The 18356-nt window shown below is 68.8% G+C and carries 16 protein-coding genes; 11 read left to right on the forward strand and 5 right to left on the reverse strand.

The features are described 5' to 3' along the window. Nucleotides 1-15 precede the first annotated feature (15 nt). From G4D77_RS09995 to ssuD, 7 genes are all read left to right on the forward strand, one after another. Nucleotides 16-840, forward strand: coding sequence for a MetQ/NlpA family ABC transporter substrate-binding protein (locus G4D77_RS09995; protein WP_012203704.1), 825 nt, complete (start codon nucleotides 16-18; stop codon nucleotides 838-840). Nucleotides 841-865: 25 nt separating this feature from the next. Continuing rightward, complete coding sequence (locus G4D77_RS10000) at nucleotides 866-2230, forward strand: LLM class flavin-dependent oxidoreductase (protein WP_154835418.1); 1365 nt, start codon at nucleotides 866-868, stop codon at nucleotides 2228-2230. 88 nt (nucleotides 2231-2318) lie between these two features. Further along, nucleotides 2319-3635 carry an acyl-CoA dehydrogenase family protein gene (locus tag G4D77_RS10005; RefSeq protein WP_154835420.1) on the forward strand — a complete coding sequence of 439 codons (1317 nt, stop codon included), beginning with the start codon at nucleotides 2319-2321 and terminating at the stop codon, nucleotides 3633-3635. 271 nt (nucleotides 3636-3906) lie between these two features. After that, a complete protein-coding gene (gene msuE / locus G4D77_RS10010) occupies nucleotides 3907-4536 on the forward strand; it encodes an FMN reductase (RefSeq protein WP_016453782.1) in 630 nt (209 codons plus the stop codon). Then, nucleotides 4533-5714: an acyl-CoA dehydrogenase family protein gene (locus G4D77_RS10015; protein WP_016450172.1), complete on the forward strand. Its 1182-nt coding sequence runs from the start codon at nucleotides 4533-4535 to the stop codon at nucleotides 5712-5714. Before msuE ends, G4D77_RS10015 begins: the two co-directional genes overlap by 4 nt. A gap of 9 nt (nucleotides 5715-5723) precedes the next feature. Continuing rightward, nucleotides 5724-6884 carry a sigma 54-interacting transcriptional regulator gene (locus G4D77_RS10020; RefSeq protein WP_016450171.1) on the forward strand — a complete coding sequence of 387 codons (1161 nt, stop codon included), beginning with the start codon at nucleotides 5724-5726 and terminating at the stop codon, nucleotides 6882-6884. Further along, on the forward strand, nucleotides 6881-8035 hold the full coding sequence (gene ssuD, locus G4D77_RS10025) for an FMNH2-dependent alkanesulfonate monooxygenase (RefSeq protein WP_154835422.1): 1155 nt from the start codon (nucleotides 6881-6883) through the stop codon (nucleotides 8033-8035). The genes G4D77_RS10020 and ssuD overlap by 4 nt, the downstream gene beginning before the upstream one ends. Before the next feature lie 23 nt (nucleotides 8036-8058). On the opposite strand, the gene G4D77_RS10030 is transcribed toward ssuD, so the two are convergent. From G4D77_RS10030 to G4D77_RS10045, 4 genes are all read right to left on the reverse strand, one after another. After that, complete coding sequence (locus G4D77_RS10030) at nucleotides 8059-9396, reverse strand: MmgE/PrpD family protein (RefSeq protein ID WP_154835424.1); 1338 nt, start codon at nucleotides 9394-9396, stop codon at nucleotides 8059-8061. Between the two features lie 72 nt (nucleotides 9397-9468). Beyond that, on the reverse strand, nucleotides 9469-11571 hold the full coding sequence (locus G4D77_RS10035) for an acetate--CoA ligase family protein (RefSeq protein WP_154835426.1): 2103 nt from the start codon (nucleotides 11569-11571) through the stop codon (nucleotides 9469-9471). Nucleotides 11572-11575: 4 nt separating this feature from the next. Beyond that, nucleotides 11576-12367 (reverse strand): enoyl-CoA hydratase/isomerase family protein, encoded by a 792-nt coding sequence (locus tag G4D77_RS10040; RefSeq protein WP_017406507.1) that lies wholly within the window; start codon nucleotides 12365-12367, stop codon nucleotides 11576-11578. Between the two features lie 33 nt (nucleotides 12368-12400). Continuing rightward, nucleotides 12401-13378 (reverse strand): tripartite tricarboxylate transporter substrate binding protein, encoded by a 978-nt coding sequence (locus G4D77_RS10045; protein WP_016453777.1) that lies wholly within the window; start codon nucleotides 13376-13378, stop codon nucleotides 12401-12403. Nucleotides 13379-13652: 274 nt separating this feature from the next. Between G4D77_RS10045 and G4D77_RS10050 the strand changes: the two genes are divergently transcribed. The 3 genes from G4D77_RS10050 (at nucleotide 13653) to G4D77_RS10060 (ending at nucleotide 16465) form a co-directional block, all read left to right on the forward strand. Beyond that, nucleotides 13653-14441 carry an IclR family transcriptional regulator gene (locus G4D77_RS10050; protein ID WP_016453776.1) on the forward strand — a complete coding sequence of 263 codons (789 nt, stop codon included), beginning with the start codon at nucleotides 13653-13655 and terminating at the stop codon, nucleotides 14439-14441. 115 nt (nucleotides 14442-14556) lie between these two features. After that, the gene (locus G4D77_RS10055; protein ID WP_227740836.1) at nucleotides 14557-15399 is read left to right on the forward strand and encodes an alpha/beta fold hydrolase; all 843 of its coding nucleotides are present in this window, start codon (nucleotides 14557-14559) and stop codon (nucleotides 15397-15399) included. Between the two features lie 73 nt (nucleotides 15400-15472). After that, a complete protein-coding gene (locus G4D77_RS10060) occupies nucleotides 15473-16465 on the forward strand; it encodes a Bug family tripartite tricarboxylate transporter substrate binding protein (RefSeq protein WP_126312501.1) in 993 nt (330 codons plus the stop codon). 29 nt (nucleotides 16466-16494) lie between these two features. Here G4D77_RS10060 and G4D77_RS10065 read toward each other — a convergent pair whose 3' ends face one another. Then, nucleotides 16495-17394, reverse strand: a complete 900-nt coding sequence (locus tag G4D77_RS10065; protein WP_016450162.1) for a LysR family transcriptional regulator — start codon at nucleotides 17392-17394, stop codon at nucleotides 16495-16497. Between the two features lie 118 nt (nucleotides 17395-17512). Here G4D77_RS10065 and G4D77_RS10070 point away from each other — a divergent pair, with 118 nt between their 5' ends. Further along, nucleotides 17513-18310, forward strand: coding sequence for an SDR family NAD(P)-dependent oxidoreductase (locus G4D77_RS10070; RefSeq protein WP_016453773.1), 798 nt, complete (start codon nucleotides 17513-17515; stop codon nucleotides 18308-18310). The last annotated feature ends 46 nt before the right edge of the window (nucleotides 18311-18356 follow it).

An 18356-nucleotide genomic window follows, 5' to 3' on the forward strand; every position in this document is an offset into this window, starting at 1 on the left:
CGACACAGGAATGCAATGATGACAACGACCTCCCCCACCCTCTGGCCCCGGCTGGCCGCCTTCCTGGGCGCTGCCCTGCTCGCGGGCAGCGCCCTGGCCGCGCCCCTGAAGATCGGCGTGGTGCCGGGCATCTTCGCGGACTCGGTGGAAGCCGCCGCCAAGGAGGCCAAGAAGCAGGGCCTGGACGTGCAGGTGGTGGAATTCACCGACTGGGCCACGCCCAACGTGGCGCTGGACGCGGGTGATATCGACCTCAACTACTACCAGAACAGCAACTACCTGGCCAATGCAGCGCGCAGCAAGGGCTTCAAGTTCACCAGCGTGCAGGCGGGCATCCTGTCCTATCTGGGCCTGTACTCCACGCGCCACAAATCCCTGGCCGACCTGCCCACGGGCGCCAAGGTGGCCATTGCCAGCGACCCCGTCAACGTGGGCCGCGGCCTGCGCCTGCTGCAGCACGCGGGCCTGATCACGCTGCGCCCCGACACCGGACTGCTGGGCACCCAAGCGGACATCGTCTCCAACCCCAGGAAGCTGCAGTTCGTGGAGATCGAGGGCCCGCAGCTGGCGCGCACCACGCCCGACGTGGACCTGGCCCAGGGCTTTCCGTATTTCATCATCGCCTCCAAGGCCTTCGATGCCAGCAAGGGCCTGGCCTACACCAGCTACGAGGACGACTCCTGGGCCATCCAGTTCGTGGCCCGCAGCGACCGCGCGGCCGACCCGCGCATCGCCCGCTTCCTGGACATCTACAAAAACTCCGACGTGGTGCGCAAGACCATCCACGCCTTCTACCTGAACGACCAGAAGCTCTACCGCCTGGCCTGGTTGAAGAACTGACGCAACGGACTGCAGGACCCGCCCCATGACGCAAGCCAAGCGCCACATCCACGTCAACGCCTTCAACATGAACTGCGTGGGCCACATACACCACGGGCTGTGGACCCATCCGCGCGACCGCTCCACCGAGTACGGCACGCTGGCCTACTGGACCCACATCGCCAGGGTGCTGGAGGAAGGCCTGTTCGACGGCATCTTCATCGCCGACGTGGTCGGCTACTACGACGTCTACCAGGGCGGCGTGGACCTGACCCTGCGCGAAGGCATACAGTTGCCCGTCAACAACCCCTGGCTGCTGGTCTCGGCCATGGCGGCGGTGACGCGGCACATCGGTTTCGGCCTCACGGCCACCGTGGGCGCGCACCAGCCCTATACCTTCGCGCGCGGCGTGACCACGCTGGACCAGCTGACCAATGGCCGCATCGGCTGGAACATCGTCACCGGCTATGTGGACAGCGGCGCGCGCGGACTGGGCCAGGACGGCCTGGCCGAGCACGACAGCCGCTACGACCGCGCCGACGACTTCCTGGAGCTTTCCTACAAGCTCTGGGAAGGCAGTTGGGAAGAGGGTGCCGTGATCGCCGACAAGGCGCGGCGCATCCACGCCCTGCCCGACAAGGTGCACCCGGTGGTGCACGAGGGGCCGTTCTACCGCGCCAACGCCATCCACATGAGCGCGCCCTCGCCCCAGCGCACGCCCGTGCTGTTCCAGGCCGGCACCTCGCCGCGCGGGCTGCGCTTTGCGGGCCGGCATGCCGAGGGCATCTTCATCGGCGCACGCACGCCCGAGGCCGCGCGCGAGGCCTCGCGCCAGCTGCGCCAGGCCGCCGTGGACGCGGGCCGGCGCCCCGAGGACATCAAGATCTACGCCGGCGTGGCCGTGGTGCCCGGACGCACCGAGGCCGAGGCGCGCGAGAAATACGCCGACTACCTGTCCCACGCCAGCGCGGAAAGCGGGCTGGCCCACTTTGCCGCCAGCACCGGCGTGGACTTTGCCCAGTACGGGCTGGACGACCCCATCTCCTTCGGCAACACCAACGCCATCCAGTCGGCGGCCCAGGCCGCGCAGAAGCAGGGCTGGACCACGCGGCGCAAGCTGCTGGAGCAGTTCACGCTGGGCAGCCGCTACGCCACCATCGTGGGCGACCCGGCCCAGGTGGCCGACGAGCTGGAGCGCTGGATCGACGTGGGCGAAATCGACGGTTTCAACCTGACCCGCATCGTCGCGCCCGAGACCTGGGAAGACTTCGCCCGCCTGGTCGTGCCCGAGCTGCAGAACCGGGGCCGCTACCGCACCAGCTACGGCGACGACGCCACGCTGCGCCAGCGCCTGTTCGGCCAGGGCGACCGCCTGCCCGCCAGCCACGCCGCCGCGCGCTGGCGGCGTTGAAGTCCTTAGCCACCCTCCCCCACCGGCCCGTGGCCCGGCCCTGCCTTGCAGGCAGGCCGGGTTGGCGGGCCTTTGAATTTGCAAAGCCATGACCACCACCCTCCCCTGCGCCACCGAGCCTGCGGCCTACGCGGCGCCCGGCCCAACCACAGACGGCCCAACCACAGACGGCCCGGCCGATCCAGACGCGCCCTCGCTGCCATCCCTGCAAGCACGCTTTCGCCCCGTGTTCGACCGCATCGCCCAGGGTGCGGCCGAGCGCGAACGCACGCGCAGCCTGGCCCATGAACCCATCGCCTGGCTGCGTGACAGCGGCTTCACCGCGCTGCGCGTGCCGCGCCGCCTTGGCGGAGCCGGCGCCAGCGTGGAGCAGCTGTTTGCGCTGTGGACCGAGCTGGCCGAGGCCGACTCCAACGTCGCCCAGATCCTGCGCCCGCACTTCGGCTTTCTGGACCGCGTGCTCATCGACCGCGATGCCGCCACCCAGGCCCGCTGGCTGCCGCTGGCCGCGCGCGGCGCCGTGTTCGGCAATGCCACCACCGAGGTGGGCGCAGGCACCCTGGGCACGCTGCAGACCACCCTGGTGCCCGATGCGCAGCCCGGCTGGTGGCGGCTGGACGGGCGCAAGTTCTACAGCACGGGCACGCTGTATGCCGACTGGGTGACCGTGGTGGCGCGCGCGGTGGAGCCGGGCAAGGAAGACCAGACCGTGCACGCCGTCGTGCCCACCTCGGAGTCCGGCGTGCAGCGCTTCGATGACTGGCGCGGCTTTGGCCAGCGCCTGACCGGCTCGGGCACCACCGTGCTCAGCCAGGTGCGCGTGCCCGACGACGCCGTGATCCGCTTCCCGCGCGCCCAGCCCACGCCCCTGGTGGCCTATTTCCAGCTGGCCCACCTGGCCACCCTGGCCGGCATTGCCCGGGCCTTGCAGCGCGATGCCATCGCCTATGTGCAGGCGCGCCGCCGCGTGTTCAGCCACGGTAGCGCCACCCTGCCCAAGGACGATCCGCTGGTGCAGCACATCGTCGGCCAGCTGGCCGGCACGGCCTACATCGCGGGACTGGCCGTGGCCGACGTGGCCGCCGAGCTGGGCCGCATCGCGCGCGAGCGCGAGGCCGGGCGCGAGGTGCCGCTGCAGCAGCTGCATGCCCTGGAGCTGCGCACAGCCCAGGCCCAGGTGGCCGTGGTCGATACCGTGCTGCAGGCGGCCGCGCGGCTGTTCGAGGTGGGCGGCTCCAGCGCCCTGTCCGAAGACCTGGCACTGGACCGCCACTGGCGCAATGCGCGCACCCTGGCCTCGCACAACCCCGTGCTGTACAAGGCCCGCTCGGCGGGCGACATCCTGCTCAACGGCGCCGACCCCATCTACTACTGGCACGTGGGCGTGACGGGCATGGCGGGCTGAAGGCCCTTGCGCGTCCGCGCTGCGCAGGGACGGGCGCAGCGGCCGTGCCCATATCGCCAGAACGCATTAGCACATGCCATGCGCCACAAAATCCCCTTCAGAAACAAGCACTTGCCAAGGCACCCAAACCGATAAGCAAATGCGTTAAGTTTCTTTCGCCATACCGGCGTTCGGCCCTGTAATGAAGGCATCCATCCCACCTCATCCGGGCTGGCAGTCTTCGCAAACCGCATGCCGCGCTGCCTCCTGGAACCCACGCCAAGGAGTTTCCATGAGCCGATCGCTGAAGACTGTCATCGTCAATGGCAGCCTGAGCCGCCCCTCCCGCACCCGTGTCCTGCTGGACGCCCTGCATGCCCGCCTGGGCCAGGAGCTGCCGCTGCAGGCACAGGTCATCGACCTGCTGGACCTGCAGCCCCACCTGGGCGCGGCCCTGTCCAAGAACGACCTGCCGCCGGCCACGCTGCAGGCCATCGAAGCCATCGAGCAGGCCGACTTCCTCATCGTCGGCGCCCCGGTCTTCCGCGCCAGCCTGCCGGGCCTGCTCAAGCACCTGTTCGACCTCATCGACCTGGACGCGCTGCAGGGCACGCCCGTGCTGCTGGCCGCCACCGGCGGCAGCCCGCGCCACGCCCTCATCCTGGACCACCAGCTGCGCCCGCTGTTCGGCTTTTTCTCGGCACTCACCCTGCCCATTGGCGTGTACTCCACGCCCGAGGACATCCAGGACGGCCAGGTCCACAGCGAATCGCTGCGCCAGCGCATCGAGCTGACCGTGCAGCTGTCGGCCCCGGTGCTGCGCGGTGCGCTGCAGCAGCTGGTGCAGGCCCAAATCCAGGCCGAGGCACAGCCGCCTGTTCCCGAAGCCGCCGACCTGGCCCTGGCCGGGCAGCCCGCGTGAGCCAGGCACAGGCCGTCCCTGCGGACCCGATAGCCACTGCGCAGGATCTGGCGCAGCGCCTCGCCGCCACGGCGGCCCTGCGCGATGCCGCAGGCGGCACGCCCAAGGCCGAGCGCGATGCGCTGCGCGCCAGCGGCCTGCTGGCACTGAGCATTCCGCGCGAGCTGGGCGGCCTGGGCGCGGACTGGGTGCAGACGCTGGAGACGGTGCGCATCCTCGCCACGGCAGACGGCTCGCTGGCCCATGTCTACGGCTTCCAGCACCTGCACCTGGCCACCGTGCAACTGTTCGGCCAGCCCGCCCAGTGGCGGCCCTGGCTGCTGCAGACGGCACGCCACCGCTGGTTCTGGGGCAATACGCTGAACCCTCTGGACCGTCGCACCACGGCCACGCGCCAGCCCGGCCACTGGGAGTTTTCGGGCAAGAAGAGCTTCACCTCGGGCGCGCTGGACTCGCAGATGCTGGTGGCCTCGGCCATCGATGCCGACAGCGGCCAGCTGCTGATCGGCGTGGTGCCCACGGAGCGCACGGGCATCACCTTGCTGCGCGACTGGGACAACATGGGCCAGCGCCAGACCGACAGCGGCTCGGCCCTGTTCGAGCGCGTGCGCGTGGAGGCGGCCGAGCTGCTGCTGGACCCCGGCCCGCTGTCCACGCCCCATGCCGCGCTGCGCCCGCTACTGGCCCAGCTCATCCTGGCCCATCTGTTCCTGGGCATTGCCCAGGGCGCGCTGGAGCAGGCGCGCGGCTACACGCTGAACGAGGCACGGCCCTGGTTCAAGTCCCCGGCCGATGCAGCCGGCGCAGACCCCCACATCCAGGCGCTGTATGGCGAGCTGTGGGCGGCGCTGGAAGGCGCACGCCTGCTGACCCTGCAGGCCGCGCAGCGCTTTGACGCCGCCTGGCGCCGTGGCCCGGCGCTGACCGCCCACGAGCGCGGCGAAGTCGCCGTGGCCGTGACGGCCGCCAAGATTGCCACCACGCGCTCGGGGCTGGACCTGTCCAGCCGCATCTTCGAGGCCACGGGCGCGCGCGCCACGCACGCGGCGCTGCGCTTTGACCGCTTCTGGCGCAACCTGCGCACGCAGACGCTGCACGACCCGCTGCACTACAAGCTGCAGGAGCTGGGCGACTGGGTGCTCAACGGAACCCATCCGCAGCCCAGCTTCTATTCGTGACGCCGCGCCATGAACACCCGTCTGCCCACCTGGCCGCCCGGCAAGTCCTCGGCAACACCTGCGCCCGTACCTGCGCCCGCGCCCGCAGCCTCTGCCGCGCACGATGACGGCGCCGCGCCCGCGCCGTGGATACTGCAAGACCCGGCCTCGCAGGCCCTGCTCAAGACCATGGGACAGGTGGCCGCCAGCGAGGCCGGAGTCCTCATCCTGGGCGACAGCGGCGCCGACAAGGAAATGGTGGCCCGCCACATCCACCGCCTGAGCCCGCGCCGCCACGGCCCCTTTGTCGCCGTCAACTGCGGCGCGCTGTCCGAGGCCCTGATCAACGCCGAGCTCTTCGGCCACGAAAGCGGTGCGCTGACGGGTGCCTTCGGCAACCTGCCCGGCCGCTTCGAGGACGCCCACGGCGGCACCCTGCTGCTGGACGAGATCGACGACCTGCCCCTGCACATCCAGAGCAAGCTGGTGCGCGTGCTGCAGGACAAGGCGGTCACCCGCATCGGCGCCAGCCAGCGCACGCCAGCCGATGTGCGCGTGCTCGCGGCCAGCAGCGCGCCGCTGCACACCAAGGTGGCAGCGCGGCGCTTTCGCGAAGACCTGTACTACCTGCTCGATGTCGTCACCCTCACCGTGCTGCCGCTGCGCCAGCGCCCGGCCGACATCCTGCCGCTGGCGCGCCACTTCATCGCAAGCTACTGCCAGCGCATGCGCTACGCGCCCATGGCACTGAGCCAGGACGCGCAGCGCAAGCTGCTGGAGCACGACTGGCCCGGCAACAGCCGCGAGCTGGAGAACGTCATCCACCGCAGCCTGCTGCTGACCCAGGGCATGCACATCGGCGCGGGCGACCTGCACATCGCCAGCAGCCAGGGCGAGCCCGATCCCGTCCCCACACGCGAGGCCGAACACGGCGCCCAGGCCGCCGCCGCCGAACTGGCCCTGGGCGAAGCGCTGGACAGCCTGTGCGACGTGCATGCCGAAGGCCTGGAGCAGCACGTGCTGGGCGCTCTGCTGCTCAAGGCCTGGCAGCGCAACCGCGGCAACCAGGTGCAGACCGCGCGCCAGCTGGGCATCAGCCGCAGCGTGGTGCGCGCGCGGCTGCAGCGCCTGGGCCAGGTGCCGGGCGAGGCCGCGCCACCGTCTTTTCCATCGTCCCCGGAGATCCCATGAGCCAAGACCCCCACGCATCGCCAGACATCTTCTGGTTCCTGCCCACCTCGGGCGACACGCGCTACCTCGGCACCTCCGACTTCGGCCGCGCACCCACCAACGCCTACATGCGCCAGATCGCCGTCACGGCCGAGGAGCTGGGCTACGACGGCCTGCTGATCCCCACCGGCAGCTCCTGCCTGGACCCCTGGGTGGTCGCCTCCAGCCTGGTGCCCATCACGCAGCGCATCAAGCTGCTGGTGGCCCTGCGCACCTCGCTGGGCGCGCCCGTGTCCAGCGCGCGCCAGGCCGCCACGCTGGACCAGGCCCTGGGCGGGCGCCTGCTGCTCAACGTGGTGCCCGGGGGCGATGCCACCGAGCTGGAGGCCGACGGCATCTTCCTGGCCCACGACGAACGCTATGCCTACGCCGATGAATTCCTGACCATCTGGCGCCGCCTGCTGGCCGGCGAGGCCGTGGATTTCGACGGCGAATACTTCAAGGTCAAGCAGGGCCGCAACTTCTTTCCCCCGGTGCAAAAGCCGCATCCGCCGCTGTACTTCGGCGGCTCCTCGGACGCTGCCCACGACCTGGCCGCGCGCCAGGTGGACGCCTACCTCACCTGGGGCGAGCCCCCCGCCGCCGTGGCCGAAAAGTTCGCCGACATCCGCCGCCGCGCCGCGCAGCAGGGCCGCCAGGTCCGCCTGGGCGTGCGGCTGCACGTCATCGTGCGCGAGACCAACGAGGAGGCCTGGGCCGATGCCGAGCGCCTGATCAGCAAGCTCACCGACGAGGACATCGCCCGCGCCCAGGCCGGCTATGCGCGCATGGACTCCGTGGGCCAGTCGCGCATGGCCGCGCTGCACGGCGGGCGGCGCGACCGGCTGGAGGTGGCGCCCAACCTCTGGGCCGGCGTGGGCCTGGTGCGCGGCGGCGCGGGCACGGCCCTGGTCGGCGACGCGGCCACCGTGGCCGAGCGCCTGCGCGAGTACGCCGCGCTGGGTGCGGACAGCTTCGTGCTTTCGGGCTACCCGCACCTGGAGGAGTCCATCCGCTTTGCCGAGCTGGTCTTCCCCCTGCTCGGCAAGCAGGCCGTCACCACCAGCGACCAGGCCCAGACCGGCGGCGCCTTCGACATCCGCAGCATCCAGCGCCGGCAGTCTGCATCGTGAGCCGCCCCCGGGCTTGCGCCTTGTCAGACCGCAAGACCCCGCAGGCAGCTCGCCCGCTCAAGCCCCCAGATGTTTGACAGCAGCTGCCGGGCACGTCCCGCGCCGGCGACGGGAGCGGCAAGCTCCATGAACTTGTCCTCCAGCTCCCCATCCGACAACGGCAGTTCGGGATCGCCCTTGCGATCGGGCTGCACCCAGACATGGCGGCGTCCATCCCTGGCAACGATTTCCAGGCGCGCCGATCTCTTTCCCGGGAAGGCCCTATCGATTTGCGGGTCCACCGAGACCTGGACGCGCTCGAGCATCGCGCGCAAGGCGGGATCGGCCAGGCGCTCGGGGGTGTACGCGGACATTCGCACGCTGCCATGGACCAAGGCCGTCGCCACCACGAACCGGAGACTGAAGCGCGCTTCGTTTTCGGTCACGGGATCGGTGTAGCAGGCGATATCCAGGGCCGGGCCATAGGTGGCCACGGCCACGCTGCAGATGTCGTCCGCCCGCAGGGCATGCTGGCTGCGCAGAGCCAGCGCGGCGTCGATGGCCGCAAAGGTATGGCCGCAGCCGACATGGTTCTTGAAGGTGAGCCGGGTGATATGGAAGTCCCTGCCCAGCGTGTCCCCGATGCCTGACCAGTCCGGTCCGTCGCTGACAGCGCGGCCCAGACCCGACTCCCCCTCCAGCACATCCAGCGATCCCGTCACCCCCCTGTGCGCGAGTTGCGCAGCCAGCAGGCCGGCCTCCGCTGCGCGCCCGGCATGCAGGGGCTTGGACATCGAATCCATGCGAAATGCCTGCTGCAGACCCGCAGAGAAGGTGGCCGCCGTGGCCAGTGCATGGGCGAATGGCCCTGCATCCAGCCGCAGCGCATACCCTGCGGCCGCCGCTGCCCCGAAGACGCCCACGGTGCCGGTGTTGTGCCAGAAGCGGTAGTGGGCCCGGCCCAGGGTCACGCCGATGCGGGTGGAGACCTCATAGCCCAGCACCACGGCACGCAGGAAGTCCAGGCCACTGGCCCCTGCCTGCTGGCTTGCCGCCAACGCCGCTGCAATGGTTGCGGCCCCGGGGTGGTACATAGCATCGCGGAAGCTGTCGTCCACCTCGGCGGCATGGGCCGCCGAGCCGTTGAAAAGTGCCGCCGCCCGCGCCGTGGCCATGCGGCCGTTTCCAAGCCGGCAGGACCCGCGATCCAGATCCTCGGCAAGCACCTGTTCCAACTGTGCAAGAGGCGCGCAGCCCAGGCCCGGGAACAGGGAGGCATACCAGTCGATCACGGCCCGCTTGGCGTGGTGGATGACGGTGTCGGGAAGCTCGGTGCGTTGGTATCGAGAGGCAAATTGTCCGAACACTTCGGTCGCATGCATGCGTGGTCTCCTGGATGAACACTGGCCGGGGCAGTCTCACTTTTTTGGCACAAATGTGCAGTGGCCGGCCCCTCAGGCCAGAACCAGCACACCATCCGCAGCGCACACGCCCTGGCCCTGCGGCAGCACGAACACCGGGTTGATCTCCGCCTCGATCACGCGGTCGCCCAGTTGGGCGGCCATCGCAGAGAACGCGACGATGGCATCGGCCAGGGCATCGACATCCGCCTTGGGGCGGCCGCGAAAGCCGTCCAGCAGCGGCCAGGTCTTGAGCTCCCTGGCCATGTCCAGCGCTTCTGAGCGGCTCAGCACACCCAACTGTGTCCCATCGTCGGGCAGCAGGCGCAGCGTGGTGTCCTGGAACAATTCGGCCGCAACGCCCCCCATGCCCAGCATCACGGCGGTGCCCAGCGCATCCTTGTGCAGGCCCAGGATCAGCTCGGTGCCGCCGGCCACCATCTGCTGCACCAGGAACCGGTCCGGGCGCACGCCCGCCCTGGCCTGCACGTCGGCCACCATCGCACCCAACCGGGCACCTATGGTCTGCGTCGTCAGGCCGACGGCGACACCGCCCACATCGCTCTTGTGCGTGATCCGGGACGAAAGGATCTTGAGCACCACCCGGCCGCCCAGTTCGCGCGCGGCGGCTTCGGCCTCTTCGGCGGTATGCACCACGCGCTCGGCCGCGCACGGCACGCCGAAGCGGCGGAAAACGGCCTTGGCCTGCGCTTCATCGAGGCAGCCGACGGGCAGGTCCAGTTCCTGCAGGGTGTGCTTGCCGACGACCAGCTCGGAAGGCGCACCCTGGAAGCCGTTGACGCGCAGCATGCCCGCCAGCGCGGCCGTGCAGCTTTCCGCCGCAGCGAAGGCCAGCACGCCGCGTTGCGTGAGCAGCGCGCCGATTTCCGGCGCATGCGGGCTGACGTAGGCCAGCACCGGCTTGTCGGAGTGGGGCAGGCAGTCCTGGATGGCACCGGCCAGCAGCTCGGGCATGGCCAGGCTGGAGGAGCCGACGATGATGACCAGCGCGTCGTAGCTCGGGCTTGCCAGCAGGGCATTGATGGCGCCGCGCAGCAGGTCGGGACGCAGGCCCGCCAGGGTCACGTCGATGGGATTGCGGTCCAGCACGGCCTCGCTGCCGGTCTGAAGCGCGCGCAGTGCATCGGCCGTCGCCTCGTCCGGCGCAGGCGTGTCGAATCCGGCCACGCCCAGATCGTCCGACACCAGGGTGCCCGCACCGCCGGTGGAAGTCAGGATGGCGATACGCCTGCCGCGCAGCCTGCGGCCCGTGGCCAGCGCAGCGGGCACGTCCAGCAGGTCGGCAAAGCTGTGCGCACGGATCACGCCGACCTGGCGGAACAGCGCGTCGTACATGCGATCGGCTCCGGCCATGGCGCCCGTGTGCGATACGGCGGCCTTGGCGCCGGCCTCGGAGCGGCCGATCTTGAAGGCCACCACGGGCTTGCCGGCACGCGCGGCCTTCAGGCAGGCGGCACGGAACCTGGCGGGATGGCGCACCGTTTCCACATACAGCGCGATCACCTTGGTGGCCGGGTCATCGGCCAGGTGATCGATGAAGTCGGCCAGTTCCAGATCCACTTCATTGCTGGTGGAAATGAGCTTGGACAGCCCGATGCCACGCGCGGCGGCGCGCGACAGCAGCGAGCCCAGGATGCCGCCGCTTTGCGAGACGACGCCAATGCCGCCCGCGGGGAACTCATCCATCTCCAGCGCCCCAGAAGGCGACAGCACGATCCGGTCGGTCAGGTTGACCAGGCCGATGGTGTTGGGCCCCAGCAGGCGCATGCTGCCGGCCGCCTCGATCAGCTGCCGCTGGCGGTGCGCCCCGTCCTCGCCCGTTTCCGTATAGCCGCTGGCCAGCACGATGGCTGCCGCGCAGCCCAGCGCCGACAGTTCCCTGACGGCCTGGTGCGCACGCTCGGCGCCCAGCAGCACCACGGCCACATCGGGCACTTCAGGCAACGAGGCCACATCGGGATAGCAAGGCAAATCGCCGATGCGCTCCACGCGCGGATTGACGGGAAGAATGCGGCCGGCAAACCCGTGCTTTTGCAGGTAGGCCACCGGGCGGCCCGTGGTTTTCTTCAGGTCGGCAGAGGCGCCTATGACGGCGACACTGCGCGGCGACAGCAGCTTGGCAATGGCTTGGCTCATGGCATCACTCCTTGGCGGCCGTCTTGGCCAGGAAGGCCTCCACCGATGCGCGGTGTTCACTGCTGGTGTAGCAGATGCCCTGGGCCTGGCTGCCCTGGGCGAAGACATCGTGCGAAGACAGCTCGAAGCTCTGGTTCAGGATGGTCTTGGTCAATGCCAGCGCGGTGGAAGAAGCCGAGGACAGCTCGCGCGCCCAGGCCTGGGCGTCTGCCACCAAGGTCTCGGCGCTGGCCTGGCGGTCCACGATGCCCAGGGCCAGGGCTTCCGGCAGCTTGACCTGGCGGCCCGTGAAGATCAGCTCCTTGGCCTTGGCCAGGCCCACGCGGCGCGGCAGGAAGTACATGCCGCCGCCGTCGGGGATGATGCCGCGCAGCACATAGCTCCAGGCGAAGCTGGCCCACTCGCTGGCGATGACGAAATCACAGGCCAGCGCCGTGTCCGCGCCCAGGCCCGACGCTGCGCCGTTGACGGCGGCGATCACGGGCTTGGGCATGGTGTGCAACAGGGCCTGGACGTGGTGCACGCGCTGCTGGCGCTGCCAGCCGTTGAAGCCCACCTCGCCCGCAGGCGCGTTCATGCGCCTTTGCATTCCGGCAATGTCCCCGCCTGCGCAAAAGCCCTTGCCCGCGCCTGTCAGCACCAGGGCCTTGATGGCCTTGTCCGCCGCCACGCGCTCCAGGGCATCGATGAACTCGGTGCGCATGTCATCGCTCATGGCGTTGCGCTTGTCGGGGCGGTTCAGGGTCACGGTCGCCACCGCATCGGCGACATTCAGTTGGATCAGTTCGTAGTTCATGGCGTGCTATCAAGGTGATCGCGGGCAATGCGATCAATCGGGATGGATGTTGTTTTGCCTGACGATCTGGGCCCAGCGCTTTTCCTCGGCCTGCACATAGGTGTCCAGTTCCGCCGCCGGCCCGGCATTGACCACCAGGCCTTCGTGTTCCAGCTTGCGAACAAAGTCCGGCGAACGGGCCGCCTTGCGGGCCGCAGTGTTCAGGCGCTCGATCACGGCAGCGGGCGTGGCGGCCGGCACGTACAGGCCGTACCAGCTCTCGACGCGGTAGCCCGGGACGGTGACGGCGATGGGCGGCGCATCCTTGAAGGCGGCAGACGGCTCGGCCGTGGTCACACCCAGCACGCGCAGCTTGCCGTTGTCGATGAAGGTGGATACCGCCGCCGCGGTGGCAAACATCATGTCCACCTGGCCACCCATCAGATCGGTGAGTGCCGGGCCTGCGCCACGGTAGGGCACATGGGTGATCCTGACCTTGGCCAGGTTGGCAAACAGCTCACCCGCCAGATGCGCCGACGTTCCTGCGCCCTGCGAGGCATAGGTCAGCTTGTCGGGACTGGCCTTGGCGGCGGCCATCACGTCCGCCACCGTCTTGTACGGGCTGGCGGCGGGCACCACCAGCACGTTGGGGCCGCGGCCGATCAGGATCACCGGCGCGAAGGCCTTGTTGCTCCCGTACGGCAGCTTGGCCTGCAGCGCCGGATTGACGGCGTGCGCGAAGGAAGCCACGACCACGGAGTAGCCGTCCGGCGCGCTCTTGGCAACGTTGTCGGTGCCGATGATCGTGCCGGCACCGGGCTTGTTGTCCACGATGACGGGCTGGCCCAGGTCCTTGGCCATCTCGGCCCCCAGCGTGCGTGCGATCAGGTCGGTTCCGCCACCGGGCGCGAAGGGCACGACGAGGCGCACGGGCTTTTCCGGGAAGGCTGCAAAGACTGCGTTGCAGGCAGTCGCGAGCACGGCAATGAGCGCAATGGCCCTGGCGCAACGGCGGGCGGCGAAACGAAGCATGGTGTGTCTCCTGGTTCTATGGGCAGAGGTCCGTTCCATGCGCAAGCGTTGCGATGACGCTGGCGACGGATTGGTGAAAGCTTAGGGAAACGCGCCGCAGTTGTGACCCCCCATGTTCCAACCAGTGAAACCGCACAGCGAGCGCGCCAGGACTTGCGTTTTCATCTGCCATCCTTTCGGTGGAATACTCCACGCCATCAGGCGCCCGCGCCTGTGCAGCAAGAACCAGGCTTTCAACCGAGGATGAACCGGTCCTCCCGCAGGCGGCAGCAACATGACCCACAGGCGATCCCCCATACTCCATGACAAGCCCGGTCAGTCCCCGAGCAACCGCTCCCTGGAAAGAGGCATCGAAATACTCCGTGCGTTCAGGCCCGGGTCGGAACTGCTGGGCAACGGCGACCTGGTGGAACGCACCGGACTGTCCAAGGCCACCGTGAGCCGGCTGACGCAGACCCTGGTGGGCTGCGGCATGCTGCAGGCCGATCACCAAAGCCGCGCCTTTCGCCTGGCTCCCGCTGTCCTGAGCCTGGCGCACGCCATGCGTACCGGATCGACAGTGCTGTCGATGGCGGCCCCCCTGATGCGCACCCTCGCCGAGACACGCAGGATCAACGTGGGCCTGGCCTGTCCCGACAGGGACGAGATGGTCTATCTGGAATCGATCCGCTACAACCGCCGGATTGTGCTCAGGCATGTGGTGTCGGGTCAGCGTGTGCCCATGGAGCTGACGTCGCTGGGCCGTGCCTACCTTGCCGTGGCGCCGCCTGCCAGGCGCAAGGCACTGTTCGACAGCTTCAGGCTCAAGAGAGGCGCCCAATGGCGCGACCTGGAAAAACAGATCCAGGCGGCCATCAGGTCCGTGAAAAGCCAAGGCTTCTGCGCTGCATCGTGGCAGCCGGAAGTGGTTGCACTGGCCACGCCGCTGGTGACACCCGATGCCATCTATGTCCTGAACTGCAGCGTGTCCACGACGGAGCCTGTGCCAGCCATCGTGCAGGAGCTGCACCCGGCGTTGCTGCAGCTGGGCCGCCAGATTCAGAGCCTGCTGGAGAAACGGTGAGGTTTGGCCGCCGTTCCGCGCACCTGCGGGCGGCCCGCTTTGCATAGGGAAAAAACATAGCTGATATAGGCTGCATTGCCTTATCGCAATGGCGCCCGAAACCCAGACTGGCGGCATGACAAACACCCATCTGGAGACAACCGGCGTCACTCGCCGGCTCGTGCGCTACCGCCCGCAGGCTGCGAAGGACGAGATTCAAATCGAGTATGCGGACCAGGGCGCAGGGCCGGTCGTCTGCATGCTGCCATCGCTGGCCCGTTCCGGCCGGGACTACGACGTCGTTGCCCGCCATCTGCAGGCGCAAGGGCTGCGGGTACTGCGCCCCGAGCCTCGGGGCATAGGCCAAAGCCGTGGCCCCATGCAGGGGCTGACGCTGCATGACTTCGCAGCCGACGTCGCGGCCGTCATCGACCACGAAGCCACCGGCCCTGTCGTGGTCGTGGGTCATGCCTGGGGCAGCCAGCCGGCGCGCATGCTGGCGGCCGACAGGCCGGACCTGGTGCGCGGCGTCGTCATGGCCGCCGCCTCGGCAGGCAAGCTGCCGCCGGGATCGGACGAAATGCCGTATGGCCGCCTGCGGGACGCAATCGACAGCGCCGGCGATGCACGGCTGTCCAGGGAGCAGCGCCTGGACTGCCTGCGCCGCGCCTTCTTTGCCCCGGGACATGACCCCAGCGCCTGGCTGGACGGGTGGAACGCCCAGACCCATGAAGCGCAAGGCCATGCACGGCGCGTCACGCCCATCGATGACTACTTCAGCGCAGGAACGACCGTTCCCATACTGGACCTTCGGGCCGAGCATGACGCGGTCGTGATCCCCCATGTGATGAAGTCCTGCCTGGGCGAGCGGGTGACGGAACAGGTGATTGCCGACGCGGGCCACGCCCTGGCGCCCGAGCAGCCCCTTGCCATGGCAGACGCCATTGCGGCATTCACGCGCCGCGTGTACGCCGCCTAGGCCAGCCCTTGCCCGCAAGACACCCGGCCCCTTCGGGGATGCGCCGGACAGAAACAGTGCTCAGGAGACAACGATGACCATCCACACGCCCGCAGCCGCCATCAGGAAAGCCTGGAAGTTCGCCATGACCTGTGCGGCCTGGGCCACCTGCACCCTGGTGTGCGCGCAAGACTATCCGGGCAAGCCGATCCGCATGGTGATTCCGTACACGCCGGGTGGCTCGATCGACACCGTGGGCCGCCTGGTGGCCGACCAACTGCAAAGGCAGCTGGGCCAGGCCATCGTGATCGAGAACGTTCCGGGGGCTTCCGGCCTGTTGGGAACCCTGCAGGTCAAGAAGGCCAAGCCTGACGGATACACGCTCATCTTCAATGCCTCCAGCCACGCCTACCTGCCGCTGGTCAGTTCCAAGAAAACCTATGACGCCGAGCGTGACTTCACGCCCGTAGGGCAAATCGGGTACGTGCCGCTGATCGTGGCGGTCACCAACGAGTTGCCCGTCAGGACCGTGGCAGAGTTCGTGCAACTGGCCAGGGCCCATCCAGGCAAGTACACCTGGGCAACTTCCGGCCTGGGTACCACCAGCCACCTGAGCGAAGAGATGCTGAACCGGGCCCTTGGCCTGCAGATGGACATCGTCGCCTACAAGGGTGCCGTTCCCCAATTGACGGACGTGATCGGCGGCCATGTCTCCGCGGCCATCTCGCCCATGCCGGGTGTCATGCCCTTCGTGCAGGCCGGCCGTCTGCGGCCCCTTGCTGTCACCAGCAAGACCCGCGTCCCGTCGCTGCCCGATGTGCCGACGCTGGCGGAGGGCACCATTGCCGGGTTCGAGCTCCTGTCCTGGTACGGAATCTGGGGCCCGGCCGGCCTGCCCGCAGACATCACCCACAGGTTGAACACCGAAATTTCAAAGGCCGTGGAGGCGCCGTCGCTGAAATCCAGGTTCGCCGAACTGTCCTTTGTCCCCGCGAAGTCCAGTCCTGCGCAGTTCCGGAAATTGATCGCTGACGACCTGAACAAGATCGGCAAGGCCGTCAGGGAAGCGGGCATCCGCATCGACTGACCTGCCGCTTCCGATCCGGGAGGCATGCCCTACACGGCGCGGGCGCCCTTGCGAAAGTCAAGCTCGCGCAGCAACTTGGCGGTTTCCGCGATCAGCCGGTTCGCGGGACGCGCCCTGGGCATGGCCAGCACGAGCTGGTTGCGTATGGCCGGCGGGCCGATGGGCGCAGACTGTATGCCAGTGCGGGCACCGGCCAGATTCAACGCACTGTCCGGAAGAATGGAGCAAGCCAGTCCCTCCTCCACCACGGACAGCGCCGTGTGCACGGCCCCCACCTCGGCCACCACGTTCAGCCGGATCTTGCGCGGCAGCAGGACGGCGTCCACGAGGCTGCGTATCGGGTTATGGGTGCCCGGCAGCACCAGCGGAAAGTCCGCCAGGGCCGAAAGGCCGATGCGCGAAGGCAACCGGTAGCCCTTGGGAGCCACCAGCAGCATGGACTCGCGCATCAGGGGTTCGTAGGACAGCAGGGGCGTCGGAGCGGGGTCGAACATCAGACCCAGGTCGATGCGGCCCGCAATCATTCCCTCACGCAAGGACAGGCTCAGCCCCTCCACCACCGAAAGCAGTGCATGCGGCAGCCGGCGCCGGAACTCCCGTATCAGCGGCACGGCCAGGCTTGCCGCCACCCGGTGGGGCAGGCCCACGACCACGCTGCCGACGGGCTCGGCATGCATTTCCTTGAGATCGGACAGCGCCTGGCTGGCCGAGTTGAGCATCGTGCGTGCATGCGACAGCAGTGTCTCCCCGGCCGCGGTTGCTGCCACGCCGCGCCCTGTCCTGTCCAGCAGCCGCTGCCCCAGCTCCTCTTCCAGCAGTGCGATCTGGCGGCTCACGCTCGGCTGCGCCAAATTCAGCGCCACGGCCGCGCGGCTGATGCTGCCGTGCTCCACCACGGCGACGAAGTACTCCAGTTGGCGCAGATCCATAGGTATTCAACATAGCTGGTATAGGCGCCATCCAGTTTAACTTTGCCGGCATCGATCGCAAACTGGCCTGCATCGCCGCTTGCCACAGCGGCTCCACCGTGTCACATGAGGAAAGCCAATGAGCAGGTTCAAGTCCAAGATAGCCATCGTTACGGGGGCCGGATGCGTGGCAGCAGGCTGGGGCAACGGCAGGGCCATGGCCGTGCGCCTGGCGGAGGAAGGCGCGAAGGTGCTGGCGGTGGACCGTGACCAGGCGCGGCTTGACGAAACGCTGTCCCTGGCCGGCGAGGCGGCAGCGTCCATCACGACCTGCATCTGCGATGTCACCGACTCGTCCAGCGTCAAGGCCATGGTCCAGGCCTGCCTGCAGGCCTGGGGCGTCCCGGACATCCTGATCAACAACGTGGGCGGCTCCGCAGCCGGCGGCCCCATTCAGCTGAGCGAGCAGGACTGGGACAGCCAGATCGACATCAACCTCAAGAGCGTCTTTCTGACCTGCAAGCATGTGCTCCCGCACATGGTCGAACGCGGCAGCGGCGCCATCGTCAACGTGGCGTCCACCTCGGGCCTGCGCTGGACCGGCAGCGCGCAGGTCGCCTATGCGGCCAGCAAGGCCGGCGTGATCCACCTGTCCCGCGTGGTGGCCGTGCAGCATGCGCCTGACGGCATTCGCGTGAACACGGTGGTGCCGGGCCAGCTGCACACCCCCATGGTGGAAGCGCGGCTGGCCAGGCAGCGCACAGGCGGCGATGTGGAGACGCTGCTGGCCTCGCGGGTCAGGCGCATCCCGCTGGGCTTCATGGGCGATGGCCGCGATACCGCCAGTGCCGCCCTGTACCTGGCCAGCGACGAGGCCCGCTTCGTGACGGGAACCGAGCTTGTCGTGGACGGCGGCATGACCGCCCGCTGCGACTGAAATTGCACTGCGACTGACCTGGCGCGGCGACTGACGGGCCGATCGC

It is taken from the genome of Delftia sp. WY8 (genome assembly GCF_018437695.1).
GTDB classification, from domain to species: domain Bacteria; phylum Pseudomonadota; class Gammaproteobacteria; order Burkholderiales; family Burkholderiaceae_C; genus Comamonas; species Comamonas tsuruhatensis.